Genomic DNA, 24,062 nt, shown 5'->3' with positions numbered 1-24,062 from the left:
CCTAGGGGTAGTCCTGGTCGCGCCGGGGGATGGCCCCGCGGCGCATGATGGTCCAACCGGCCAGCGCATTGCCACGACGGGCTGCCTCGAGTGGTTCGGCCCCGGCAAGCCGCGCGGCGAGGTAGCCGGCGTTGAAGGCATCGCCCGCGCCGCTCGTATCGACGGGAGCAAGGGGACGCTCCGGTGCGACCAGTTCCCCGCCGGGCAAACGGCATCCCTCCGCGCCCAGTTTTACGACAACCTCGGCGCAGCCTTCCGCTTCCCAACGCGCCGCGACCGCGTCGGCGCCGTGCGGCCCGCCGATCAGCACCTCGTCGTCGAGGGTGGGCAAGCCGATGCTGGCGACGGCAATCGCCCGGTCGCGCCAGATCGCGGCCTCTTCGCCGCTCGACCAGAGCCGCGGGCGGTAATTGCCGTCGAAGGCGACCATGCCGCCGGCATCGCGCACGTCGCGTGCCAATGCCAGCAAGGTCTCGCGTCCCGCGTCGGGCAGGATGGCGAGCGTGACGAGCGAGAACGCGAGGCAATCGCCGGCAAGCGCGCGCCGGGCGATGCTGTCGCTTTCGGGCAGGGCGAACATCTGCCGCGCAGCGCTGTCGCCGCGCCAATAAGTAAAGGTGCGCTCACCTTCATCCGACAGTGAGATGGCGTAAAGCCCCGCACTCCGTGATGGGTCGACGAGGATAGGGGAGCAATCGATGCCCTCAGCCTCCCACGCTGCGCGCAGCGAATGGCTGAAAGGGTCGTCACCAAGCGCGCTGGCAAAGGCCACGTCGTGGCCGAGGCGTGCCATGTGGATCGCGGTGTTGAGCGCATCGCCGCCGTAGGACAGCGCGAAAGCGGACCCGTCTTGCGGGGTCAGCTCCAGCATTCCCTCGCCGACGAGCGTGACGCGCGGCATCCCGTCCTACCAGTTCCACATGCTGCCATCGCCCAGCCGCGCCACGGGCAGGTAGGCAGGCTTGTAGGGATGGCGGGCGGCCTTTTCCTCGTCGATGTCGACGCCGTGGCCGGGCGTCTCGCCGCAATGCAGGTGGCCGTCGGCAAAGATATAGTCGTGCGGGAAGACCTCGTCGGTCGCCTCGGTGTGGCGCATGTATTCCTGGATGCCGAAATTGGGCACCCACGTATCGAAATGCAGGGCGCAGCCCATCGTGACCGGCGACAGGTCGGTCGCGCCGTGGCAGCCGGTGCGCACCTGGTAGAGGCTGGCGAGATCGGCGATGCGCCTCAGGTGCGTGATGCCGCCCGCGCCCACCACGGTGCAGCGGATGTAATCGATTAGCTGGTTTTGGATCAGGTCCTTGCAGTCCCAGATGGTGTTGAAGATCTCGCCGACGGCCAGCGGCGTGGTCGTGTGCTGGCGCACGATGCGGAACGCCTCCTGATTCTCCGCCGGGGTGCAATCCTCCAGCCAGAACAGCTGGTAGGGCTCCAGTATCTTGCCCAAGTTCGCCGCTTCCTGGGGCGTGTAGCGGTGATGGCCGTCGTGCAGCAGGTGATGGTCGAAACCGTAGGTGTCGCGGAGCTTCTCGAAGAGCTTGGGCACATGGTTCAGCGCCTGGCGCGTGTCCCATCCGGTGACCGAGGGGAGTGCCGCATCGGCGGGCTCGTAATGCAGCTTGCCGCGCCCCACGCCGTATGCGTCCTTCACCCCCGGAACGCCCGACTGCGCGCGGATCGCCTTGTAGCCCATGTCTATGTACTGGCCCACGGCCTCCACTGTCTCGCCGATGTCGGCGCCATTGGCGTGGCCATAGACCATCACTCGGTCGCGGCTGCGCCCGCCGAGCAGCTGGTATAGCGGCATTCCTGCCATCTTGGCCTTGATGTCCCACAGCGCCATGTCCACCGCGGCGATGGCACGCATCGTCACCGGCCCCCGCCGCCAGTAGGCCCCGCGGTAGAGATACTGCCAGATATCTTCGATGCGGCGCGGGTCCATGCCGATAAGGCAAGGGATGACGTGGTCCTGCAGATAGGTCACCACCGCCAACTCGCGGCCGTTCATGGTCGCATCGCCGATGCCGTAGACCCCCTGATCCGTCAGGATCTTAAGAGTGACGAAATTTCGCCCCGGGCTGGTGACGATCACCTTAGCGTCCTGAATCTTCATTTCTGCGTCCCTGCCCTGAAAGCCCGTACGACGCCGGTTCTTGACGGCGCAATTTTGGTCTGTCAAGTTGCCGGAAATCGGTCAGTCCAAAGGTTTGCTAATGTCGGTAACATCGCGCGTCACGCATCGGCTCTATAAGGACATCGCGCAATCGCTGCTGGCCGACATCCAGTCGGGCGTGCACCCCATGGGCGCGCGCCTGCCGGCCGAGCGCGATCTCGCGCTGCAATACAAAGTGAGCCGCCCCGTCGTGCGCGAGGCGATTATCTCGCTCGAGGTGCGCGGCTTCGTCGAAGTGCGGGTGGGCTCGGGCGTATATGTCCTGAGCGCAACCGAGGACCGCCAGGTGCAGGCCGGCGAAGTTTCCGCAATCGAGCTGACCGAGGCGCGCCTGCTGGTCGAGAGCGAGGTCGCGGCACTCGCGGCGGCGCATATCTCCGACACCGAACTGGGCGAACTCGAGCGGCTCGTGCGCGAGATCGAGGCCGAGAACGCGACGCCCGGCGGCAAGGAGGAAGCCGATCTCGCCTTTCACCTCGCCATCGCCCGCGCCACGCGGAACAGCGCATTGGTGGAAACGGTGGAACGGTTGTGGGATCTTCGCAGCACCTCGCGAGAGGCTGCGCTGCTCCACGAAAAGGCGCGCCACGCCAATATCAAGCCGGTCGTCGACGAGCATACCGCCATACTCGACGCGCTGCGCGAACGCGATCCGCGTGCCGCGCGCGCAGCCATGCGGGGACACCTGCAGCAGGTGCTCGAAAGCCTGCTTTTCGCCACCGAGCAGCGTGCCGTGGACGAGGCGCGCGCGAGCATCCAGGCAAAGCGCGACCGCCTCTCGCAAGTCACCGCCTGACCGCGCGAACCCGGGCCGCTCCTGATGAAACCGCTCGTCCTTCACCCCGATCGCCTGTTGCCGGCCGACCCCGGCGTGCGCGGCATCGCCCGCGAACTCTACCGCGAGGTCTGCGACCTTCCCATCGTCAGCCCGCACGGCCACACCGATCCCGCCTGGTTCGCCACGGATGCCAATTTCCCCGACGCGGCGCAGCTGCTGCTGGTGCCCGACCACTACGTGCTGCGGATGCTGCACTCGCAGGGGCATCCGATGGAAGCGTTGGGGGTTCGCGGCAAGGATGCGCCCGCCGCCTCCTCGCGCGAGGCATGGCGCGTGCTTGCCGCCAACTATCACCTCTTTCGCGGCACCCCCTCGCGCATCTGGCTGGACTGGGTGTTCAGCGAGGCCTTCGGCATGGAGGTGCTGCTTAGCGCCGAGAGCGCCGACCTCTATTTCGACCGCATCACCGAGGCCTTGGCGACCGACGCTTTCCGCCCGCGGGCGCTGTTCGACCGCTTCGGCATCGAGGTCATCGCGACGACCGAGGGCCCGCTCGACACGCTCGAACACCACGCCGCCATCGCGGCGAGCGATTGGCAGGGCCGGGTCATCACCGCCTACCGTCCCGACCCGGTCATCGACCCGGAGTTCGAGGGCTTTGGTGCCAATCTCGACGCCCTGTCGGACCTCACCGGCGAGGATTGTCGCTCATGGCGCGGCTATCTGGCGGCGCATCGCCAGCGGCGCGACTTCTTCCGGCGCATGGGCGCGACCTCGAGCGATCACGGCCATCCCACCGCTGCCACCGCCGACCTGTCGCCGCAGGAAAGCGAGGCGCTGTTCGCGCGGGTGCAGGCGGACGATGTCTCTCCCGCCGAAGCGGAACTTTTCCGCGCCCAGATGCTGACCGAGATGGCCGGCATGAGCGTGGAGGACGGGCTGGTGATGCAGATTCATCCCGGATCGTTCCGCAACCACAACCCGGTCCTGTTCGCCCGCTTCGGGCGCGACAAGGGCGCCGACATTCCGCTGCGCACCGAGTACGTCCACGCGCTGCGCCCACTGCTGGCACGCTACGGTAGCGACCCGCGCTTCTCGCTGATCGTCTTCACGCTGGACGAATCGACCTATGCCCGCGAACTCGCGCCGCTGGCAGGCCATTATCCGGCGCTCAAGCTCGGCCCTGCTTGGTGGTTCCACGACAGCCCCGAAGGCATGCGCCGCTATCGCCGCGGCGTGACCGAGACGGCTGGCTTCTACAACACCGTCGGCTTCAACGACGATACCCGCGCCTTCCTCTCGATCCCCGCACGCCATGACCTGGCGCGCCGCATCGACTGCGGCTTTTTGGCCGAACTGGTCTCGGAACACCGGATGGAGGACTGGGAGGCGGCGGAGCTCGCCCGCGGCCTCGCCTACGATTTCGCGAAGGCGGCGTACCGGCTGTGAGGCTTTCGCAGGCCACGCTCGGAGAGCTTGCGGACGGGGTGGCTCGGCCGCTCTACGACCGCGGACAGGGCGTGGGCATCCTGCATTTCGGCATCGGCGCTTTCCACCGGGCGCAGCAGGCCTGGTATACCGACGCCTGCCTGAATGCGGGAGAGGCAGGGTGGATGATCGAGGGCGTCTCCATGCGCTCGGCAGCGGTCGCGCACCAGCTAGATCCGCAGGATGGGCTCTATACCGTCACCGAGCGCTCTTCCGGGGCACCGCGCACGCGCGTCGTCGGTTCGGTTCGCGAGGTTCTCGTCGCCGGCCGGGATGCCGCCGCCGTGGCCGATCGCATCGCCGATGCCGCCTGCCGCATCGTCAGCTTCACCGTGACCGAGAAGGGCTATTGCCGGCAGGCCGACGGGTCGCTCGACATCCCGCTGGCGCGCGAGGGGTTCTATCCACTGCTTGCAGATGGACTTGCCAGGCGCCGCGCGGCGGGCCTTTTTGGCCTGACCCTGCTGAGCTGCGACAACCTTTCTGCCAACGGGCGCCAGCTTTCCCGGCTGATGACTCAATACTTGGAGGAAACGGACCGCGACCTCGCGGCCTGGTTCGCCGATACCTGCCGCACGCCCGACAGCATGGTCGACCGCATCGTGCCTGCCACCGGCGAAGACGATCTGCGCGACCTCGAGGCGCGACTCGGCCTGCGCGACGAGGGCGCTGTCTTCACCGAGCCCTTCAGCCAGTGGGTGATAGAGGACGACTTCGCCGGTCCCCGCCCCGGCTGGGACGATCACGGCGCGCAGATCGTACCCGATGTCGCGCCGTTTGAGGCGGCCAAGCTGCGGATGCTGAACGGCGCGCACTCGCTGCTCGCCTATGCCGGGCTCGACCGGGGGCATACCTTCGTCCACGAGGCCATCGCCGATCCGCACCTGCGCGCCCTCGTGGAGGCGCTGATGGCAGATGCCATGCCCACCATCGCGGCGGGGCCGGGACAGGATCTGCCGTCCTATGCCGAGGCGTTGCTGGCGCGTTTCGCCAACCCTGCGCTACATCACCGGCTGGCGCAGATCGCCATCGACGGCAGCCAGAAGGTTCCGCAACGCTGGCTCGATACGCTCGCGGCGAGGCAGGCGCGCGGATTGCGCTCCCCTGCCATCTTGACCGGCATCGCCCATTGGCTGCGCCATGTGCGCGGCGATGTGCGTGCGGTGGACGACCCGGCGGCGCGGCCTCTCGCAGAGCTCTGGCACAGCGCCGGACGGGGCGGCATCGTGGGTGCGGTTTTCGGGCCCGGCGGCCCCCTGGCCTCCCATTGGCAGCCGGATGTCAAAGACGTGGCGGCAATCGACGCCCATCTAGATTCCCTGGCCTCGGTGGCATGAACCGGCGCGATGCCCTGGCGGCCGGCGGCGCCTTCGGTCTGCTGGCATCGCTCGGAGCTTGCCGCACGGGTCCGCGCCCCTTGCTCGCCGCCGACAGCCAGCCCGAGGACTATCCCACCGTCGAGGCGCTGCGCTGGTTCGCCGCCACCGTTGCCCGCGAAACCGAAGGGCGGGTGGCGATCGAGGTCTTCCCGTCCGAGCAGCTCGGCAGCCAGAGCGACACGCTCGAACTGGCGCAGCTCGGCGGGATCGACTTCATCCGCATCAACTCCGCGCCACTCAACGTGCTGGTGCCCGAAACGCTGGTGCCCTCGCTGCCCTTCCTGTTCCGCTCGACCGGACACATGCGCGCGACGATGGACGGGGCGCCGGGGCAGGCCATCCTCTCCGCGCTGTCCGCCCATGATCTCATCGGGCTGGCCTTTTACGACAGCGGCGCGCGCTCGGTCTACACGGTGGACCGCCCGGTTCACGAGCCTGCCGACATGGCCGGCCTGAAGATCCGCGTGCAGACCTCCGATCTCTTCGTCGACATGATCGAGAGCATGGGCGCCAGCGCCACGCCGATGACCTACGGCGAGGTCTACCAAGGCATGGTGCAGGGCGTGATCGACGGCGCGGAAAACAACATGCCGTCCTACGAAAGCTCGCGTCATTTCGAGGTCGCGCCCGTCTACAGCATGACGCGCCACGTGCTGGCGCCCGAGATCCTCGCCATGTCGCGCATGAGCTGGGAGAAGCTCGCTTCCGCCGATCGTGAGGTCGTCGCCGAGGCAGCCCGGGCCTCGGTGCCCGTCATGCGCCGGATCTGGGATTCGCGGGTGGCGCAGTCCACCGCCATCGTCACCGCTGGCGGCGCGCGCATCGTGGAAGACGTGGACCGCGCCGCGTTCCAGGCGCGCATGCAGCCGCTTTGGCACGACTACGCGGGAACCCCCGCGCTTCGCCGCCTCGTCGAGGATATCGCCGGCATGGGACAGACCGATGCTTGACCGCGCCATCAGCTTGGTGAGTGCCATCCTTATGCGCTGCGCCGCGCTTGCGCTCGCGGCAATGATGGCGATCCTGACCTGGCAGGTGTTCGCCCGCTTCGTGCTCGGCAACAGCCCCGCCTGGGCCGAGCAGACGGCGTTGCTCTTGATGATCTGGATGACCTTTCTCGGCACCGCCTCGGGCATTGCCGAGGGGTTTCACATCCGCATCATGGAAGGCGTGGCGAGCCTGCCCGTGCGCTGGCGCGGCCCGGCGGTCGGCGCGGCCAACCTGCTGGTCGCCCTGGCAGGTGCGCTCACGTTCTGGCTGGGGATCGACCTAGTCGTCGCAACGTGGGGCAACGCCGTCCCCACATTGCCGCTGTCGCGCGGAATGGCCTACCTCGTCATCCCCCTCTCCGGCCTGCTGATGGCGGTGTTCGCCTTGCGCAAGCTGGTCCGGGGTGAGGAAATCGACGGGAGCCTGGGCAGCGCATGACCATGGTCCTTCTCCTGCTGCTGCTGCTGGCGATCATGCTGTATCTCGGCGTGCCCGTTGCCCTGTCGCTGTTCCTCTCGGCCTGCGCCGTGCTGCTGATGCTGGACATTCCGCTGGTGGTGGCGGTGCAGCGAATGTCCTCGGGCGTGAGCATCTTCACCCTCCTCGCCATCCCGCTGTTCATCCTCGCAGGCGAACTGATGACGCAGGCCGGCATCGCCCGGCGGCTGGTCCGAGTGTCGGAATCGACGCTGGGCGCGGCCCCAGGTGGGCTGGGGCAGGTGACCATCCTCAGCTCTATGCTGTTCGGGGCGGTATCGGGTTCGGCGCTGGCCAGCGCATCGGCGATGGGTTCGGCGCTGGGGCCGGAGATGCGCAAGCGCGGGTTCGACAGTGACTACATCGTCAACGTCTCCACCAGCGCGTCCATCACCGGCATCCTGATCCCGCCGTCGCACAACATGATCATCTACGCGACCGCGGCCGGCACGGGCATCTCCATCGGCGACCTGTTCCTGGGCGGGATCCTGCCCGGCATCCTGATCGGCGTGGTGCTGATGATCGTGGCCGCCATCGTCGCGACGCGGCGCGGCTATCCCCGCGGCTCGTTCCCGGGCTGGAGGCCGCTCGCGCGCGCCATCGTCACAGCCTTTCCCGGCTTGCTGACCGCGATCATCATCCTGGTAGGCATCCTCGCGGGTGTCTTCACCCCAACCGAGAGCGCGGCCATCGCCTGCACCTACACGCTTATAATTGGTGCCTTCGTCTATGGCGATCTCGACCTCGCGCGCATCCGCCTCGCCTTCGTCAACAGCGCGCGCACCACGATCATGGTGATGTTCATCATCGCCACGGCGGCGCTGTTCGGCTGGGTGCTGGCCGTGCTCCAGGCCCCCGCGCAGCTCGCCGAGCTGCTGGCGCCCGCGATGACGAGCCCGCTGCTGACGTTGCTGCTGATCGCGGCCATGCTGCTGGTGCTGGGGACCTTCATGGACATGGCCCCGCTCATCCTCATCACCACGCCGATCTTCCTGCCGATCGCCACGGCGGTCGGCATGGACCCGGTGCATTTCGGCATCATGCTGATGCTCGCGCTGGGCATAGGCCTGCTGACGCCGCCGGTGGGATCGGTGCTGTTCGTGGGATGCGCGGCGCAGGGCATTCCCATCGGCCAGGCGCTGAAGACGATCTGGCCGTTCTATTTCGCGCTGCTGGTTGCATTGCTCTGCATCATTGCGATCCCCGGCCTCTCGCTCTGGCTGCCCGCAGCCTTCGCCTAGGCTGCGTTGCTTGCAGCCCTGCGCACCTGCCGTGATGACACCGCCTGCTTTCTCTAGGGTGGCAGATTGGTGCGTGACCAACTAATCGATGGCAACCAACCCGAGCGCCAGCAGACAACAGGTCTTCATGAAGCGTGTGCGTGCGAGGCGTAAGCGAAACACGATCTATGGAAAGGATCACACCTTGGCCCACAAGGCCGCGGGAGAAAACCGTTTGAGAAGCACGTTGCCCAACTCTGAGAGGAAGTGGTGCCCCATAGACGATAAAGATGGCACTCAGATCATTGGAGTATCTCCATCACTTTGCCTCGCTGATGTCCGCTTTGCGCCCCAATATCGGCCATTCCTGCCTGCTCGCCACTATGTGCCCGAACGCACCGCTTTGCGCGACACCATGCGGGTCGGTTCCAAGGCCATGGCGGCGATCATCGAAGACCGTAACGACGCCCGCCGAGCGCTGCTCCTGGTCGCCAGGATCCGGGCCGAACAGGAGGCCAAGATCGCACGTCTGACGCTGATCGAGAACGAGTTGCTGGTGCATTTCGCGGGGCTCACCGAGCGGCAAAACGCAGCCTTTCAGGCACTCGATTTGGGTCCTGCCGTAACTGCTCGCGTGCTGGAATTTCATGGGCTTTTGCGGTCAAAGACAGGGCAGGAGGACGCGCCTACCGGGGACGATTTCCTAGAGTGGTGTGCATCGCGTGGAAAGGAAATCAAAGGTCGAGAGGAGGTTCTCGCGGCGCTGAGACAAGGAACCGCGACTGAGGTCCAGTCACTCGGACCGGCAAAAGGATATCGCCACGCCGATGATAAGGCAGGGTCTATTGAAGAAGTGCCCTTGAGGGGCGAAATGGATCTGTCGAGCGGCTTCGCAAGGGTGGCGAATTCACCTGCGCAGTGGAAGGAGGTCCGCAGCGACGATGCCGAAGGTGGGCAGGAAATGCCATCATCGGAGCTCGACAAAACGAGAACTGAAGAACCCACCAATGCACCTTTGAGTATGAGTTTGTCGGCAACAATTGCCGGTTTTGGTGCCGACGCGATGGAGCCTGATGAAGCGGACATGCGGCGGCGCGTCCCTGCCATATTCTGGTATGATCTCCCCCAGTGGAAGACCGGCTACGAAGTCCTGCCTCAGTGGAAAGAAAGCGATGAGCTTCCGTCTTACGACGAGGTGTTTCTGCCGCCGGTTTCCACCATGGTGGGCCTGGCCAAGTACGCGCAGATCGATGATTTCGACCCAATGAAGCTCGCTCAATGGGACGACCCTTCTGATGCGCCCTCAGGTTTTCTGTATACAAGTGCTCTCAACCCGCGGGAGGCGCTTGCCGTCGCCAGGAAGGCTATTCATCGGGCATTGGAAACGTCCGCTCCAAAGGGGCAGGATATCCAGGCGACCGATCCTCAAATCAACTTGTTGGCGAGGTTCTGGACGTTCGCCATCGTAGCTTGCAATCGCCCCGACCTCATCCTGACGCAGTGGGACGAAGGCTTTTTCGACGGCGTCCGCGGACATCATCCCGTGCTGAAGAAGATGGGTCATTTCTGGATTAAGGGCGTGCTCTGAATGGCCAGCCGCTCTCACGCCTAGGCACCGACCTTCTGCAGATATGTGTCGTGCGACGGTAGACGCGCGGCCTGGACCCGGAGGCCGCCGCGCACATGACCCGCGGGCCGAGCCTGGAAAAGAGCATCGCGCCGCTCAGAAGCTACGTCTTCGCGCCCATGCGCCACGGCAGCCTGCTGCTATGCGGCGATGCCGCGTACATCGTCCCGCCGACGGGCGCCAAGGGCCTGAACCTCGCCGCCAGCGACGTGCACTATGCGGCAAAGGCGCTGACCGGCTACTTCCGTCGCAACGATGCCGACAGTGTCGCCGCCTACTCCGACACCGCGCTCGCCCGGGTGTGGAAGTCCGAGCGTTTCAGCTGGTCGCTCACCCGCCTCATGCACCGCTTTCCCGAGGACGGGCCGTTCGAGCGCGCCATGCAAGTCGCCGAACTCGACTACATCGCCTCCAGCGGCGCAGCCCAGACCGCCATTGCCGAGCACTACGTCGTACTGCCAGTGTGATTGATCGGCTTTTAAATACCATCGGCACAAGTCCGGGGTAAATGTTGGGGCAAAATGCAGTTTGATATTCGACTTTCCTCCCACCCTCCCCGCCAGTCTTGGGTAAGGCTCGGCCGGGCCGATGGCAGTTCAGGTCTGTGCCGCCGTCATCGCTGTCGCCACGTCCACCAGATCGCCTCGCGCTTTCTCGACCGTCTCTCGGGAGAAGGATCGCACGGCCTGCGCCACGCTGATCTGCATGCCCTCGTAGAAATCCGACAGGATTGCCGCCATGGGATGTTGCCGGTCGATGCCCAGTGCCAGCGCCGAGAGCGCGTTTAGACACAGGCCAAGCGCCTGCGAGCGGTTGCTGAAGGACCCAGACTTGTCGGCGGCCAGCGCGCGGCCGAGGCTCTCGATGGCGTGATCGAGGCAAACGCCGGTCAGCTGCCGGGCGTCGCTGCCGGCAATGCGGGCGTCGAGTGCGACGCGGTCGTAGGCGTCCGAGGGGCTGCGCAGCATGAACATCAGTCGCGCGCCGAATTCCACGCATCGATCTGGCTGCGCAGGAAGGTCAGGGTCGATTGCGAACTGGCGACGCGCCGGTCGGCGGCGGTGAACTGCCTCGTCATCTGCTCGCGCAAGGCCGCCTGCTTGTCGGCGATGTCAGCCAACTTGTCCTCGATCGCGGCATTGCGCTTTTCATAGCGAGAAATGCTGCCGCCCAGCGATCCGGGGTTAGCGAACGAACCGGCATCGCGCGCCAGCTTGTCCATCGTGGCATAAAGGCCATAAATCCCGGTGGTGAACATGGCCGCTGCGGCCTCCGGCTGTTCGGCCAGCGTGCGCGAGAGGCGCTCGCCATCGACGCGGAAAATGCCGTCGCGGGTGAAGGAGAGGCCGAGATCGGCGAGCGTCGCAGGCGCGCCGGCAGCGGCGCCGGGCATGACGATCTGGCCGGTCAGTCCGCGCAGCATGCGCTTGAGCGCGCGCGCGCCGGGATCGGCACCCAGCTCACCGCCCTGCGGATCGGCGGTTTCCCGCAGCTGCGCCGTCACGTCGTTGAGGGCGGCGGCGAAGTCCTCCATCAGGCTGCGGATCTCTGCATCCTTGCCCGCGAACGAGATGGTCGCCGGAGCGCCGACATTGGTGCCGGCGAGCACGAGTTTCAACCCGCCCGGAAGGTTCGCCACAGTGTTGCTGGCGCTCGTCATCTCGACTCCGTCGAGCGCGAAAGCCGCGTTGCGGGAAACCTGCGTCTGGCGTCCGGCATCGGTGACCGGGGTCCAGTCGAGATAGTCGATGTTGCCCGCGGTCGGTGCAACCGGATTGCCCGACCCGTCCACGCCGCTGGCGCTCGCACCGCTGCCGGTGAGGGTGAAGCCGTTGGCTGCGCCCTCCGGCCCCTTGACAACCAGCTGCGCCCCGGTCCCCGTCACGGCAACATAGGCGACCAGCCCGTTGCCGCTCGCCCCGATCTTTGCGGCGAGGGTCTGCAGCGTGTCGTCGGCGGTCACCGCGATCTCCACCGGGCTGCGCGCAATGTCGGCGGCAAAGCCGGTGCCCGACTGGGTGCCGAATGTGATGGTCAGCAGCCCTTCGCCCACCGTACTGCCGGCGGCGGGATAGGCCCGGCTCGCCAGCACCTGCCCCTTCGCGAGCTGGGAGACTTCCAGCGAGAAACTGCCCGCGGGTCGCGCGCCGGGGGTCACGCTGGCGCTCGCCACGGAAGGGTTGGAAATCGTCGCACGCGGGGCGAGGTCTCCGGTGCGGATGCGGTCGCCAAGCGCGCTGGCGAGCTGCGACAGCTGGCCCTTGAGAGCGGCGGCGGCGGAGATGCGCGTCTCCATCTGCTCGCTGCGTGCTTCCAGTTGCTGTACCTGCATGGCGAAGCGCGCGGCCGAAAGATCGGCGGCGAGCCGGGCCATGTCCACGCCGCTGCCGGCGCCCAGGGCTGAAACGATCGAGGTGGTGGAGCTGTCCATGCAGCCAAGAACGACAGCGCAAGACGCGGATTAAGCCGCCATCAGCTTGCCGCTCGCATCGAATTGCAGGTGTGTGGGCACCTGTACATGGGGCCGCTCGGGATGCTCGCCGCGTTTCAGCGAATAGACGAAGGCAAGGACGGCAGCGATGGCGGCATAAAGCTCCTGCCGCACGATCTGGTTCTCGCGCGTGGTGAAATAGACGGAGCGGGCCAGCAACGGATATTCGAGCACCGGCAGCCCGCTTTCCGCCGCCAGTTCGCGCATGGCGAGGGCCTTTTCATCGCGCCCCTTGGCCAGGACCACCGGGGCATCTGCCAGCGCCGGATCGTAGGTCATGGCGACGGCGAAGTGGCTCGGATTGGTCAGCACGAACTGCGCGTCCTTCATGGCCACGGCGACCCCCCCCTTGGCGAGCTGGCGCTGGCGCTGGCGGATCGCCGCACGCCGTTCGGGCGCGCCTTCACTTTCCTTGTGTTCGTCGCGCATTTCCTGCTGCGTCATCTTGAGGCGAGAGAGGCGGCGCAGGAACTGGATGGGCCAGTCGATGAAGGCAATCACCAGCAGCCCGCCCGCCAGCAGCATCAGCAAGGCCAGCGCGCTTTGCCAGGCGAGCGCCAGCTGGCCGGTCAGTTCGCCGCGCCCCAGCGACAGGATCTGCGTCAGATGCGCCGCGCCCCAGAACCAGGCGATCGAGCCGAGCAGCGCGATCTTGAGCACGCTCTTGCCGAGTTCGATCAGGCCCTGCATGCCCAACATGCGCTTCAGTCCCGCGAGCGGATCGAGGCGCGAGGCCTTGGGAGCGAGGTTGCCGGCGATGAACCGCCCGTCGCCCAGCACCAGCTGCGTCACCAGCGTGGCGAGAAGCACCGTCGCGCCGAGCGCGAGCAGGGGCGGAAGGATGTCGAGCAGCGCCGCCAGCAGCATCGCGCCGGGGGAGAAATCGTCGAGATCGGCGCGGGTGAAGCGCAGTGAATCGCGCGCCGCGGTCTCTATCGCCTCCAGCAGCCATCCGCCGGCGACGTAGAGCCAGGCCGCCCCGGCAAAGACCGCCGCGGCAGTGCCGACCTCTTTCGAGCGCAGCACGTCGCCCTTCTTCGCCGCGTCTTTCTTGCGCTTTTCCGTCGGCGCGAAGCTCTTTTCGCCCGCCTGCTCGCTCATGACCCGGTGACCTGCGCTACCTGGTCGAGCGCCTGGCCCGAGAGGGTGACGAACTGTTCGCCGATCAGCGGCATGGCGGCGATCAGCGCGGCGATGCCCGCCATGACGCCCGCCGGCAGGCCGAGCGAGAACAGGTTGAGCGAGGGTGCCGAGCGGCTGAGCACGCCAGTGGCGAACTGCACCAGCAACAGCGCCAGCATGACCGGCAGGGCGATGGCGACCGCGGCAACGAACATGGCGGAGGCGAAGCCCGCGATTGCCGCGGCCCGCTCCGCCCCCAGCCAGGTGCCGGGCGGCAGGGACGTGTAGCTGTCGACGATCAGCCGCAGCCAGATGAGATGGCCGCCCACGCCGAGGAAGATCAGCGTCAGGACAAGCGTGAAGTATTGCCCCAGCGCGCCCGATTGCCCGCCGGTGTTCGGATCGACTGCGGTGGCGATGGCCATGCCCATGGCGCCGCCGATCTGTTCGGCCGCCATTACCGCCGCAGCGAAGCTAAGGGTCAGGATGAAGCCGAAGGCGAGGCCGATGACGACCTCGCCCGCCAGCGCCAGCAGGGCCGCAATGGAAAGGAGGTCGGCGGGCAACGCCACGGGCGTCCAGGCAAGAACGAACACCGCGATCGCTCCCGCCAGCACGATCCGTACCTGCACGGGTACGCTGCCCGCGCCGAAGATGGGGGCGGCCATGACGGCGGCCCCGATGCGCACCATGACGAACAGCAGGCGCCACAGGTCCGCCTCCAGCGCGCCAAGGCCGAAATCGGGAAGGTTCACCCCAGCCTATCCCGAGATCGTGGCGATTTGCTGGAAGATGTCGCGCGCGAAATCGGCGACGAGGCCCATCATCGAAGCGCCGAAGATGACCAGCACCAGGGCAATGACGGCGAGCTTGGGCACGAAGGTCAGCGTCTGCTCGTTCACCGAGGTCGCCGCCTGCACGATGCCGATGAGCAGGCCCACGCCCAGCGCCGCCAGCAGCACCGGCGCCGCGACGAGAGCGGTGACCCACAGCATCCGGTCGGTCAGGGAGAGGAGGGAGGCGGTATCGTCCATCTCGCCGCGCCTCAGGCGAAACTCATGGCCAGCGATCCCATCAGCAGGCTCCAGCCGTCGATCAGGACGAACAGCAGCAGCTTGAATGGCAGCGAGACGATGGTGGGCGAGAGCATCATCATGCCAAGGCTCATCAGCACCGATGCCACGACGAGATCGATGACCAGGAAGGGCAGGAACAGCATGAAGCCGATCTGGAACGCCGTCTTCAATTCGCTGGTGACGAAGGCTGGCAGCAGGATCGAAAAGGGCACCGCCTCGGGCGCATCGTAGGAATCCTCGCCGGCGATGTCGGTGAACATGGCGAGGTCGGCAGTGCGGGTCTGGCGGATCATGAAGACATGGAACTCCTCGCCCGCCGCCTCGATGGCCTGTTCGGCGTTCATCGTGCCCGCGCCATAGGGTGCCAGCGCGCGGTCGTTCACGCCCTCCAGCGTCGGGGCCATGACGAACAGCGAGAGGAAGAGCGACAGCCCGATCAGCACCTGGTTGGGCGGCGACTGCTGAAGGCCCAGCGCCTGGCGCATGATCGAAAGGACGATGATGATGCGGGTGAAGCTGGTCATCATCAGCAGCAGGGCCGGCAGGATGGTGAGCAGGCCCATCAGCAGCAGCAGCTGCAACGAGAGCGACAGCGGCGCCTGCTCCTCTCCTCCCGCGGCTCCCAGCGCCCGGTCGAGCGCGCCGCTCATGGCAGAGGGCGCGGCTTCTTGCGCCAAAGCCAGGTGCGGCAGGGCCAGCAGCGACAGGCCGACTGCCACGCCGCTGCACAGGGCGATGGTGCGCGAGCGCGTCATTCGCCGTTTTCCGGCATGGAGCGGTCGACGGCGCCGGCCTCGGCCAGGCGCACGAGGCCGTGGCGCGAGGAGCCGACGAGAATCTCGCGCCCGTGAAACTCGATCACGGCCAGCTTTACGCCGGGCGCGAGAAAGGTCGTCTCAACCAACCGCGCGGCCTTTGTGCGCTGGGCTGGGCCGACGCGAGCCTGCAACTTGCGAGTCAGTACCAGGCTGCCCCAGATCAGAAGTCCGATCAGCGGCAGCATCAGCACAAGCTTGACGACATACCAGACCATCAGGCGGCATCGCTCGCGATAGCAGCGTCGCCCGCATCGCCGTCGCCTTCGCCATCCATCTCGACGATACGCAAGGCAAAGCGGTCGCCCTCGGTGAGGATTTCCGCCTTGGCGATGCGCTTGCCATTGACGAAGACGTCGAGCGGTTCGTCGCTGAGGCGGTCCAGCGGCACCACGGTGTCGGTCTGGAGTGCCAGCAATTCCTTAAGCGTCATGCGCGCGCGGCCGAGTTCGACGGAGAGGCAGACCTCGACGTTGCGAAGCATGCCGAGACCGCGGGGAGAAATGTTCATCTATCTTGGTCCTTGAGAAAGTCGGGTCAGGCGACGCGCGAGAGGCGCAGGGCCACGCGGTCTTCGCGCGTGCCGATGGTGCCAGTGGCAAGCGGGATCGGACCGAGTGTCAATTCGACGTCGCGAGGGATGGCGACGGGCAGGCGGTCGCCGACCTTGAGGTCGGAGAGGCGGGAGAAGGGGATCGTCAGCTCGAGCAGGGTGGCGGTGAGATCGAAGGGGAGGTCGGCAAACGGAGCGCTCAACGGGTCCGGGCTGACGGCGCGGCGCCGGTCGGCCGGGACGCGGTCTGCGCCCATGCGGGCAAGCCGGTCGAGCGCGGCATCGTCCAGCGCGACGACCACGCTCCAGGCTTCGCGACCTTCCTCTTCGATCTCGATCCCGATACTCGTCCAGCCCGACCCGCGTCCTGCCGCCATCGCGCGCGCGATATCGCTGCTGCGCCCGGCGGCCTGCGGTCGCTGGCCGCCACCGCGTTCGTCCGTCAGCGCCTCGCAAAGGGCCTGGTCCAGCCGCGCGAGCACCAGCTCCGCAGTCATCGGCAGATCGCCGGGAAGCGGATCGGGCAGTTCGCCGTTGCCGCCAAACAGGCGATCGGTCAGGCGCAGGGCGTGCGGCATTTCGAGCATGACGAGCAGCCCAACCTCGCCCGGCAGCGCAAGGGTTCCAGCGGTCGCAAGCCCGGCAAAGGCGGCCTCGGCTTCGCCCGCCGGGTGCTGGCAGGGCGTCCCCGCGGCAACGCGCACCTTGGCTCCGGCGATCACCGCGGCGAGCGCCGGAGGCAGCCGGCGGCACAGCCGACCGGCGAGCTGAGCCAGGCAGGCCGTGCGGTCGGCATCGTCCATGCGTGAGCCGAGCAGCTTCGTGCAATGCGTTACGGCCCGCGCCGCCTTTGCCGTGCGGGTCTTGTTCGCCTGCGCGCTCACTGGACGAGGTATCCGCGATAATAGACGTTATCGACACCGCCGAACCCCTCGGTATTTTCGAGCACCTCGTTGATTGCGGCTGTCAGTCGCCGCTGCAGATCCTGCTTGCCAGCCTCTGTCGTCGCCTGTTCCTCGGTGGTCTCGGCGAGCTGGACGATGATGGCCGACCGGATCGCCAGCTCGTGGCGGTGCAGCCATTGCAGCACGCGCCCGTCGCGCCGGGTGGAAGCGGCCAGGCTCACCTGGATCAGCGCGGCGGAGTTCTTCAGGTTGGCGGTGAAGCTGTCCTCGAAGCTGTAGTAGCTCGTGCGGTATTCGCTGCCGCCTTCGCCATCGACGTAGGATACCTCCTCGCTCTCGTCCTCGGTCGGCGCGTAGGGATCATCCTCCCCCTTGGGCAGAAGTTGCGGCCCCTCGGGTGCGCGGGCCTCTGCGGCGCCGCCCAGCAGACCGAAGTGCATGGCGCCATAGACGCCGCCGGCCCCCAGGCCGAGCAGCAGCAATGCGCCGACCAGCAGCTTCAGCTTGCCGCCGGATTTCTTCTTGGGTTCGGGAGTTTCGCTCATGGATGCTGTCCGTGGTGTGAGTGTGACGGAAATCAGGCGAAGATGCCGCCGCGGGCGCGGCGATCGTTCGACGAGACGACATTCTCGTCGGCGCGCGAAACATCGGCATCGCGCGCCGGGTCGTGGGCGGGCGCGGGCGAGCGGTGGGCCGGATGGCCGGTTCCGCCGCTAGTCGCCTGCTGGCTCGAGGCGCCGTTGCTGCCGCCCTGGCCGGACGCGTTCGGCTCGGCCTGGCGCGAGGTCTGGTCACCCTGCGCCGCCACCACGACACGCTCGGCCGCGCCGCGATCGGCAAGCGCCGCCTGTGCCGCGGAAGAGAAGCCGGCATCCGCGCTCGACAGCGTGAAGCCCAGTGAAGCGGCCGCTCCGGCTGCGTCCATGCGAATGCTGACCCGGCCGAAATCGGAATGGCGCACCGACAGTTCGGCCCGGTGGGGGAGGGCCGCCTCGCGCGCCTGGGCGATGCTGTCGACAAGGTCGGTAAGGGTGAGCGGCCGCGCCTGGCCCGCCGTTGCAGCGGGTTGAGAGAGTTGGTTCTGCAACGGCTGGGCAGCGGTGGTGGGTTGCGGCGCGCCAGTTTGCTGGACTGCTTCGATGGCGGCGAGGGGCGGCGCTGCGGTCGAACCTGCAAGCGCGGCAACAGGTGATGCGAGGCGGGTGGGCCTCGCCTTGAACTCCGGCAATTCGCCGACTTCGCGCGACGATGCGGCGTCCGGCTCTTCCTCTGGCAAGGCGGGTTGATGGCTTGAGGATGAGGCCGTGCCTGCCAGAGCCACGATTGGGGCGGCGATGGCCTGGACAGCAGGCTGAACGGCCACCGGCAGCCGCGCAGGACTGGTCGTTACGATTTGCAGATCGGCGATGTCCCATTGGTTCGGCAGGACGACAGCCGCGGGCGCCTTGCCGGATGGCGAGCCCTGATGCGGTGCGGGCGAGGGCGCCACCGCGCCTGCGACGAGTGCGGCGGTGGGGACTTCGCGCAAGGTTTCAGCAGCTTGTGCGGAAAGAGGTGCCGGGAATTGGCGGCCAGGCCGGGCGTCGCCATCCAGGCTTACCAACCGTGGCTGGCCGGACGGCGGGTTCGAAGGCTTCTCCTGTGCCGGCATGGGCGACACGACAGGCAGGAGGGACACCCCGGGAGTGGGCTGCGGAATGACCAGCGCGGCCGGCGGCAAACTATTGCCGCCCTCGACCGGCAAGACGCTGCCGTCGGTACCATCGACGACGGCCTCGGGAGCGGGAATTTCGTCTGGCACGGTATCGGTAAACGCCGCGAACAGCGCTTCGAAGCGTTCGGCGATCCCTTCGCCGAGCGTTGCGGTAGCCCCGCTTTCAAGGGGGGACGGCATTTTCGGCAAACTGGCAGTGATCGGCAGCAACGGTCGGTCCCTCGGCGCAGAAAAATCAGGTTCGAGACCGCCTCATCAAGTTTCGTGCCAATTCGGGATTGTCGCGGCCGTCTTCGCGAAGATAGGCCCGCTTTTCGCTGTCCAATCGCTGCTCGACCAGTTCGCCGCGACGCTGAGCGGTGGCCATGTCCTGCCGCGCGAGGCGCGATGCCTCGGCCGTCAGATCGGCGCATTGCCGGCTGGTCTCGGCCACGTCCGCCATGTGCGCGGCAAAGCGCATGGCGCCCACAAGGTCCTGCCCGCACTGCGCCGTGTCCGTCGCGGCATAGCGCGCCGTGATGTCGCGGCATCGCGCGAGCAGGTCGTCGCTGCGGCACTGCGCATCCACGGCCAGTGCCATTCTGCGCGTCGCCTCGTGCCGTTCGACCGCGCGCAGGCGGGCAAGCCGCTCGAGCCGTTGCAGCCGCGTCTTGTCAGTCGCCATCCTGCATCACCGACAGCAACTGCGCCCGGCTATCGGCAAGCGAAGAGCGCTCGGCGCGTTCCTGAGCGAGAAAGGCGGCGATCGGTCCGTGCATCGCCATGGCCCTGTCCACTGCCGGATCGGCCCCCTCCCGGTAGGCGCCCATCAGCACGAGATCGCGGTTGCCTTCGTAGTCGGCGATCAGCGCGCGCATGGCGCGGGAGGCGGCGAGTTGCTCGCGCGTCACGACATCGTCCATGATCCGGCTGAGCGAGGCGGGCACGTCTATCGCCGGATAATGACCGCGCTGCGCCAGTTCACGCGAGAGCACCAGATGCCCGTCGAGAATGGCGCGCGCAGTATCGACGACGGGATCGTTGGTATCGTCGCCGTCAGCCAGCACGGTGTAAAGCCCAGTGATCGCGCCGCCGGTGCTGGCGGCGTTGCCGGCGCGCTCGACGAGGCGTGTGATGGTGGCGAGCGCGCTGGGCGGATAGCCGCGGGCGGCCCCGGGCTCCCCGGTCAGCAGGGCGATCTCGCGCGCGGCGTGGGCTACGCGGGTCAGGCTGTCCATGATCAGCAGCACGCGCTTTCCTTGGGCGCGGAAGAATTCCGCCAGTGCGGTGGCGAACTGGCAGCCGCGCAGGCGCAGGTTGGGCGCGTGGTCGGCAGGTACGGCGACGATCGCCGTGCGCGCCGCTTCCGCCCCGGAAAGGTGGCGGGCAACGAAGTCGGACACCTCGCGCGCGCGCTCGCCGATCAGGCCGACGACCACGACATCGGCCTCTGCCCCGTGCGCGATCATGTCGATCAGCACCGACTTGCCCACGCCGGAGCCGGCAATGATACCCATGCGCTGGCCCACGCCCATGGTGGCAAGCGCGTTGATCGCGCGCACTCCGCTGTCGAACGGTAGGGTGACGCTGGCTCGCTCCAGCGCGCCCTCGCGCCGTCCGGCGAGCGGCCAGCGGGTACTGGCGGCGACCGGGCCGCCTCCGTCGATGGGCATCGCGCAGCCGTCGACCGCGCGGCCGAGGAAGGCCTCGCTCACCTCCACCATGCCCGGCGTCCCTTCCGGGCGCACCAGGCTGTCGGGTTCGAGCAGCACGGTATCGCCGAGCAGCATCATCAGGCTGTGCCCGTGGCGGAAGCCGATCACTTCGGCGGTGTGCTCCGTGCTGCCGGCGCCGTCCTCGATGCGACACAGCGTGCCGATAGGAACCGGCAGACCGGACACCTCGACCAGTCCACCTTCGCACGAGCGGATGCGGCCGTGCCGCACCGGCCCGATCGAAAGGGGCGCGCGCGACAGCTGCTCCAGCGTGCGAGCGGCGAGACTCAGCACACGCGCAGCGCGGCGTCGATCTGGTCGCGCCAGACGGCGGGACCGTCGCAGATGCCGCTGTCGCCGCTCTCGAGCCTGAGGGAGCCGCGCTCCGCCTCGGGGTCGGGCACTATTGTCCAGCCTGCGGCGAACGCGGGATCGAGTGGGGCGATATCGTCGGGATGCAGATACAGGCGCAGGTCGCCGATGGCCCCTCCGAGCATGACGGCCGCCGCCTCGCAGCGACGTTCGAGCCGCTCCGCGTCGGCCGCCGCATTTGTGACCAGGTCGCTGCACAGCGCCGCCACGGTTTCGCGTAGGGCTTCGGCCAGCGTTTGCTGGAGCGAGACGTCGAGCTGTCGCAGTTCCATGCCGAGCCTCTCGCGCGCGGCGATCTCGATCCTTGCCCGGGCCTCGGCAGCCGCCTCGCCATTGGTCCGGCCCTGCTCGTAGGCGAGGTCGATGGCGGCCTGGATCTCCGCCCGCTCCGCCTCCGCCGCGCAGGCATTCGCATCCGGAATCATTCGCGGACCGAACCGGAGATCGGGCTCGAATTCGCCGCGAGCGCCGAGCCTGTCGAGCCAGCCGGGGGCAGTATGGTGACGCGTGTCGCGGGGCAGCGAAGCGAAGCCGGCGCCGCCTTCAAACATAGTCGTTGTCCCCCGACCCGATCACGATCTCGCCCTGGTCGGCCAGCTTGCGTGCAGCTTCCACGATCACGTTCTGCGCCTTGCGGGCATCGTCCTTGCGGATGCGCCCACGCAGTTCGATCTCGTCCTTCACGCCGTCGGCGGCACGGCTGGACATGGCGGCGAAGAACGGCTGGCGCTCCTCCTCTGCCAGGCCCTTGAGCGCATCGACGAGAACCTCGCTCTCGATGTCGCGCAGCAGGCGGCCCATGGCCTGCGGTTCGAGGTCGGACAACATGGCGAAAGTGAACATCTCCGCCTCGATGCGCCGGGCGAGGGAGGAATCGCGGCGATCGATTTCCGGCATGACGATCGCGCCGACGTTACCCATCGCCTGGTTGATCAGTTCCGCCGCCTCGCGTGCGCCGCCCATGACCAGAGCGGCGCGGCCGAACTGCTCGACGATGCGGGTCGAGAGCAGGTCGTCGAGCATGGCGACGGCCGCGGCGGATACCGGGCCCATTCGCGCGATGCGTTCGACCACGACCGGCTGCATGGTCTGCGGCAGGCCTGCAAGGACATGGGCCGCGGGTTCGGGATCGAGCAGCAGCAACAGCACGGCGATGGCCTGCGGATGTTCGCCGTCGAGCAGCGCGAGGAGACTTTCGGGCGCGAGCCAGCGGGCGATCTCCAGCGAGCGCGCTGCGCGGGGCGGGGCGATGCGCTGCATCAGGTGCTCGCCCCGCACCTCGCCGACCGCACCCTGCATCAGGCGGCGCACCGTTTGCGGGCGGTCGTGGGCGTCGATACCTTCGTTGGCGGCGTGGCGGATGAACCCTGCGAGCGCATCGGCGATACGCTCCTCGGCGATGGTGCCGAGGTTGCACATGGTGGTGCCGACCAGCGTCAGTTCCTCGGGCGTCAGGTGGGCGAGGACGCTGGAGGCATCGGCCTCGTCCATCAGCATCACGACGATGGCGGCGCGCTCGATGTCGCTGGCTTGCGGTAGCGCGCTCATGCCGCGCGGCTTTCGGCGGGCGGGGCGAGCATCCGGCGCAGCGCGGCGGCGGCGCGCTCCGGCTTGTCGGCGGCCAGCTTGCGCGTCAGTTCGATTTGTTCGTGCATGGAGGTCGCATCGAGCAGGGCATCGGTATCCTGCTCGCCGGATACCGGCGAGGCGAGCATCCTGACCCGCTCGTCCGCCGTCTCGCCGCGCCGGCGCAGCATCGCCATCAGCGGGCGAAGACCGAAGACGGCGGCAAGAATGACCGCGATCAGCGCCACCGCATTGCGCAGGATCGTGGCGAACCAGGCGGTTTCCCAGAAGGGGGCGTCCTCGATGTCCGTCGGCGAGAACGCGCTGGTGATGACGGTCACCCGGTCGCCGCGATCAGGCTGCGCGCCGACCGCCGAGCCGACGAGGTTCTCGATCGATTGCAGGTTGGCGGGCGCGATGGTGCCGAGTGCGGCGGAATCCACCGCAACCGCGACCGACAGGCGCTTGACCGCGCCCGGGGTGGTGCTGGAGACAGCGACCTGCCGGCCGAGTTCGTAAGTCCGGCGGGCGGTGCTCTCACCGCTGGTTGCCAGTGCGCCCGCCTCGGTGACCGTGCCTTCGGGTGCGGCATCGTCCAGGCCCGTGGGTGGTGGCGGGGTGTTGGACAGCACGCCAGGCACGCCGCCGGCGAGGCCGGGCCCTTGCGACTGGGAACGCGACTGCGTCTCGCTGCGGATCGCGCCTTCGCGGTCGTAGCTTTCCTGCGCCGAGGTCACCTCGGCAAGGTCGAGTTCGACCTGGACTTCGGTGGAGAAATTGCCTTCGCCCACGATGGGCGTCAGGAGCTGGGCGAGCTGTGCGCGCAGCTTGTCCTCGAACTGGCGTTGCAGGTCGAGCCCGTCGGCGTTCTCGCCGCCAGTCGAGGAGAGGAGCTGGCCGTGCTGGTCGACCACGCGCACGGCATCGGCGGTCATGCCGGGGACGGACGCGGCGACCAGGTTGCCGATGGCCATCACCTGGTCCGGCGAGAGGCTGCGGCCGCGCGCGAGGCGGACCATGACCGAGGCCGAAGGGGCGGTCCGCTCGCGCACGAAAACGGTACGCTCGGGCGTGGCAAGGTGGACGCGGACGGCCTCCACGCCGTCGATCTCGGCGATGGTCAGCATCAGCTCGCGCTCGCGCACGTTGCGCAGGCGCTCGCCTTCCAGCGTGCGACTCGATCCCAGCGGGATGGAATCGAGCAGTTCGGCGGTGCTGTCGGGCGCGGCCAGCGCGCCGTTGCTGGCCACCAGCATGCGCGCCTTGTAAAGGTCGTCCTCACCCACGGTCAGCGTGCCGGTGGAGGCGTCGATGGCATAGGTGATGCCGCCCTGCTCGAGCGCGCCCACGACCTCGGATCGCTCGGCATCGGAGAGGGTGGAGTAAAGCACCCGCTGGGGCCCGCTCGAAAGGCTGACCCACAGCAGGGCAGCACCCGCCAGCGCGCTCACACCGACTATGCCGGGCAGGGCGCGGCGCACGGCGGGCTGGCCGAAAAAGCCGCCGAAACGGTCACGCAATGTACCGCCCGCAGGATCGGTGAGGGGGGCGAGGAGCGATGGCGGCACGGCGCGCGGGTCGGCCGCGCCGGCGGTTGCTGGGATGAGATCAGCCATCTG

Annotated in this window: 25 protein-coding genes and 1 pseudogene; 8 read left to right on the top strand and 18 right to left on the bottom strand. The window is 67.7% G+C overall.

Annotated elements, in window-relative coordinates; all coding sequences use genetic code 11:
- Position 1 precedes the first annotated feature (1 nt).
- The gene (locus AAW00_RS14085) at positions 2-901 is read right to left on the bottom strand and encodes a sugar kinase (protein WP_047005087.1); all 900 of its coding nucleotides are present in this window, start codon (positions 899-901) and stop codon (positions 2-4) included.
- Positions 902-907: 6 nt separating this feature from the next.
- Entirely contained in the window at positions 908-2,116 is a 1,209-nt protein-coding gene (gene manD, locus AAW00_RS14080) for a D-mannonate dehydratase ManD (protein ID WP_047005086.1), read from the bottom strand.
- A 100-nt stretch (positions 2,117-2,216) separates the two neighbouring features.
- Between manD and AAW00_RS14075 the strand changes: the two genes are divergently transcribed.
- The 8 genes and pseudogenes from AAW00_RS14075 to AAW00_RS14040 form a co-directional block, all read left to right on the top strand.
- Complete coding sequence (locus tag AAW00_RS14075; RefSeq protein ID WP_047005085.1) at positions 2,217-2,972, top strand: FadR/GntR family transcriptional regulator; 756 nt, start codon at positions 2,217-2,219, stop codon at positions 2,970-2,972.
- 24 nt (positions 2,973-2,996) lie between these two features.
- Positions 2,997-4,403 (top strand): glucuronate isomerase, encoded by a 1,407-nt coding sequence (gene uxaC, locus AAW00_RS14070; protein ID WP_047005084.1) that lies wholly within the window; start codon positions 2,997-2,999, stop codon positions 4,401-4,403.
- Complete coding sequence (locus AAW00_RS14065; RefSeq protein WP_047005083.1) at positions 4,400-5,779, top strand: mannitol dehydrogenase family protein; 1,380 nt, start codon at positions 4,400-4,402, stop codon at positions 5,777-5,779. Before uxaC ends, AAW00_RS14065 begins: the two co-directional genes overlap by 4 nt.
- Positions 5,776-6,771 (top strand): TRAP transporter substrate-binding protein, encoded by a 996-nt coding sequence (locus AAW00_RS14060; protein WP_047005082.1) that lies wholly within the window; start codon positions 5,776-5,778, stop codon positions 6,769-6,771. Before AAW00_RS14065 ends, AAW00_RS14060 begins: the two co-directional genes overlap by 4 nt.
- A 16-nt stretch (positions 6,772-6,787) precedes the next feature.
- A complete protein-coding gene (locus AAW00_RS14055; RefSeq protein ID WP_206539338.1) occupies positions 6,788-7,249 on the top strand; it encodes a TRAP transporter small permease in 462 nt (153 codons plus the stop codon).
- Positions 7,246-8,529: a TRAP transporter large permease gene (locus AAW00_RS14050; RefSeq protein WP_241461752.1), complete on the top strand. Its 1,284-nt coding sequence runs from the start codon at positions 7,246-7,248 to the stop codon at positions 8,527-8,529. The genes AAW00_RS14055 and AAW00_RS14050 overlap by 4 nt, the downstream gene beginning before the upstream one ends.
- Positions 8,530-8,713: 184 nt before the next feature.
- Entirely contained in the window at positions 8,714-10,096 is a 1,383-nt protein-coding gene (locus tag AAW00_RS14045) for a hypothetical protein (RefSeq protein WP_156170103.1), read from the top strand.
- Between the two features lie 71 nt (positions 10,097-10,167).
- Positions 10,168-10,602: pseudogene (locus AAW00_RS14040) on the top strand (FAD-dependent monooxygenase); the annotation flags it as partial.
- Positions 10,603-10,731: 129 nt separating this feature from the next.
- On the opposite strand, the gene AAW00_RS14035 reads toward AAW00_RS14040, so the two are convergent.
- Genes AAW00_RS14035 through fliF form a run of 16 tightly spaced genes read right to left on the bottom strand, consistent with a single transcriptional unit; the run spans position 10,732 to position 24,059 of the window.
- Positions 10,732-11,130: a flagellar protein FliS gene (locus AAW00_RS14035; RefSeq protein WP_047005080.1), complete on the bottom strand. Its 399-nt coding sequence runs from the start codon at positions 11,128-11,130 to the stop codon at positions 10,732-10,734.
- Positions 11,109-12,566 (bottom strand): flagellar filament capping protein FliD, encoded by a 1,458-nt coding sequence (fliD, locus tag AAW00_RS14030; protein WP_047005079.1) that lies wholly within the window; start codon positions 12,564-12,566, stop codon positions 11,109-11,111. Before fliD ends, AAW00_RS14035 begins: the two co-directional genes overlap by 22 nt.
- Before the next feature lie 30 nt (positions 12,567-12,596).
- On the bottom strand, positions 12,597-13,727 hold the full coding sequence (locus tag AAW00_RS14025; protein WP_047005078.1) for an EscU/YscU/HrcU family type III secretion system export apparatus switch protein: 1,131 nt from the start codon (positions 13,725-13,727) through the stop codon (positions 12,597-12,599).
- Positions 13,724-14,503 (bottom strand): flagellar biosynthetic protein FliR, encoded by a 780-nt coding sequence (gene fliR, locus AAW00_RS14020; protein WP_047005077.1) that lies wholly within the window; start codon positions 14,501-14,503, stop codon positions 13,724-13,726. Before fliR ends, AAW00_RS14025 begins: the two co-directional genes overlap by 4 nt.
- 6 nt (positions 14,504-14,509) lie before the next feature.
- A complete protein-coding gene (locus AAW00_RS14015; protein WP_047005076.1) occupies positions 14,510-14,782 on the bottom strand; it encodes a flagellar biosynthetic protein FliQ in 273 nt (90 codons plus the stop codon).
- Positions 14,783-14,793: 11 nt separating this feature from the next.
- A complete protein-coding gene (fliP, locus tag AAW00_RS14010) occupies positions 14,794-15,579 on the bottom strand; it encodes a flagellar type III secretion system pore protein FliP (protein ID WP_047005075.1) in 786 nt (261 codons plus the stop codon).
- On the bottom strand, positions 15,576-15,857 hold the full coding sequence (locus tag AAW00_RS14005; protein WP_047005074.1) for a flagellar biosynthetic protein FliO: 282 nt from the start codon (positions 15,855-15,857) through the stop codon (positions 15,576-15,578). The genes fliP and AAW00_RS14005 overlap by 4 nt, the downstream gene beginning before the upstream one ends.
- Positions 15,857-16,150, bottom strand: a complete 294-nt coding sequence (locus AAW00_RS14000) for a FliM/FliN family flagellar motor switch protein (RefSeq protein WP_047005073.1) — start codon at positions 16,148-16,150, stop codon at positions 15,857-15,859. The genes AAW00_RS14005 and AAW00_RS14000 overlap by 1 nt, the downstream gene beginning before the upstream one ends.
- A 26-nt stretch (positions 16,151-16,176) precedes the next feature.
- Entirely contained in the window at positions 16,177-17,076 is a 900-nt protein-coding gene (locus tag AAW00_RS13995) for a FliM/FliN family flagellar motor switch protein (protein WP_156170102.1), read from the bottom strand.
- Positions 17,073-17,642: a flagellar basal body-associated FliL family protein gene (locus AAW00_RS13990; protein ID WP_047005071.1), complete on the bottom strand. Its 570-nt coding sequence runs from the start codon at positions 17,640-17,642 to the stop codon at positions 17,073-17,075. Before AAW00_RS13990 ends, AAW00_RS13995 begins: the two co-directional genes overlap by 4 nt.
- A 32-nt stretch (positions 17,643-17,674) precedes the next feature.
- Positions 17,675-19,021 carry a hypothetical protein gene (locus AAW00_RS13985; protein WP_156170101.1) on the bottom strand — a complete coding sequence of 449 codons (1,347 nt, stop codon included), beginning with the start codon at positions 19,019-19,021 and terminating at the stop codon, positions 17,675-17,677.
- A 25-nt stretch (positions 19,022-19,046) separates the two neighbouring features.
- A complete protein-coding gene (locus AAW00_RS13980; RefSeq protein WP_047005069.1) occupies positions 19,047-19,475 on the bottom strand; it encodes a hypothetical protein in 429 nt (142 codons plus the stop codon).
- Entirely contained in the window at positions 19,465-20,799 is a 1,335-nt protein-coding gene (locus AAW00_RS13975; protein WP_047005068.1) for a FliI/YscN family ATPase, read from the bottom strand. Before AAW00_RS13975 ends, AAW00_RS13980 begins: the two co-directional genes overlap by 11 nt.
- On the bottom strand, positions 20,793-21,428 hold the full coding sequence (locus AAW00_RS14415) for a FliH/SctL family protein (protein WP_052761983.1): 636 nt from the start codon (positions 21,426-21,428) through the stop codon (positions 20,793-20,795). The genes AAW00_RS13975 and AAW00_RS14415 overlap by 7 nt, the downstream gene beginning before the upstream one ends.
- A complete protein-coding gene (locus AAW00_RS13965; protein ID WP_047005067.1) occupies positions 21,421-22,425 on the bottom strand; it encodes a flagellar motor switch protein FliG in 1,005 nt (334 codons plus the stop codon). Before AAW00_RS13965 ends, AAW00_RS14415 begins: the two co-directional genes overlap by 8 nt.
- Complete coding sequence (gene fliF, locus AAW00_RS13960; RefSeq protein ID WP_047005066.1) at positions 22,422-24,059, bottom strand: flagellar basal-body MS-ring/collar protein FliF; 1,638 nt, start codon at positions 24,057-24,059, stop codon at positions 22,422-22,424. The genes AAW00_RS13965 and fliF overlap by 4 nt, the downstream gene beginning before the upstream one ends.
- Positions 24,060-24,062 lie beyond the last annotated feature (3 nt).

The sequence above is a fragment of the Aurantiacibacter luteus genome (assembly GCF_001010945.1).
Classification (GTDB): Bacteria; Pseudomonadota; Alphaproteobacteria; order Sphingomonadales; family Sphingomonadaceae; genus Alteraurantiacibacter; species Alteraurantiacibacter luteus.
The sequence above is the reverse complement of the archived record's forward strand: the minus strand, read 5'-3'. Positions and strand labels throughout refer to the sequence as shown.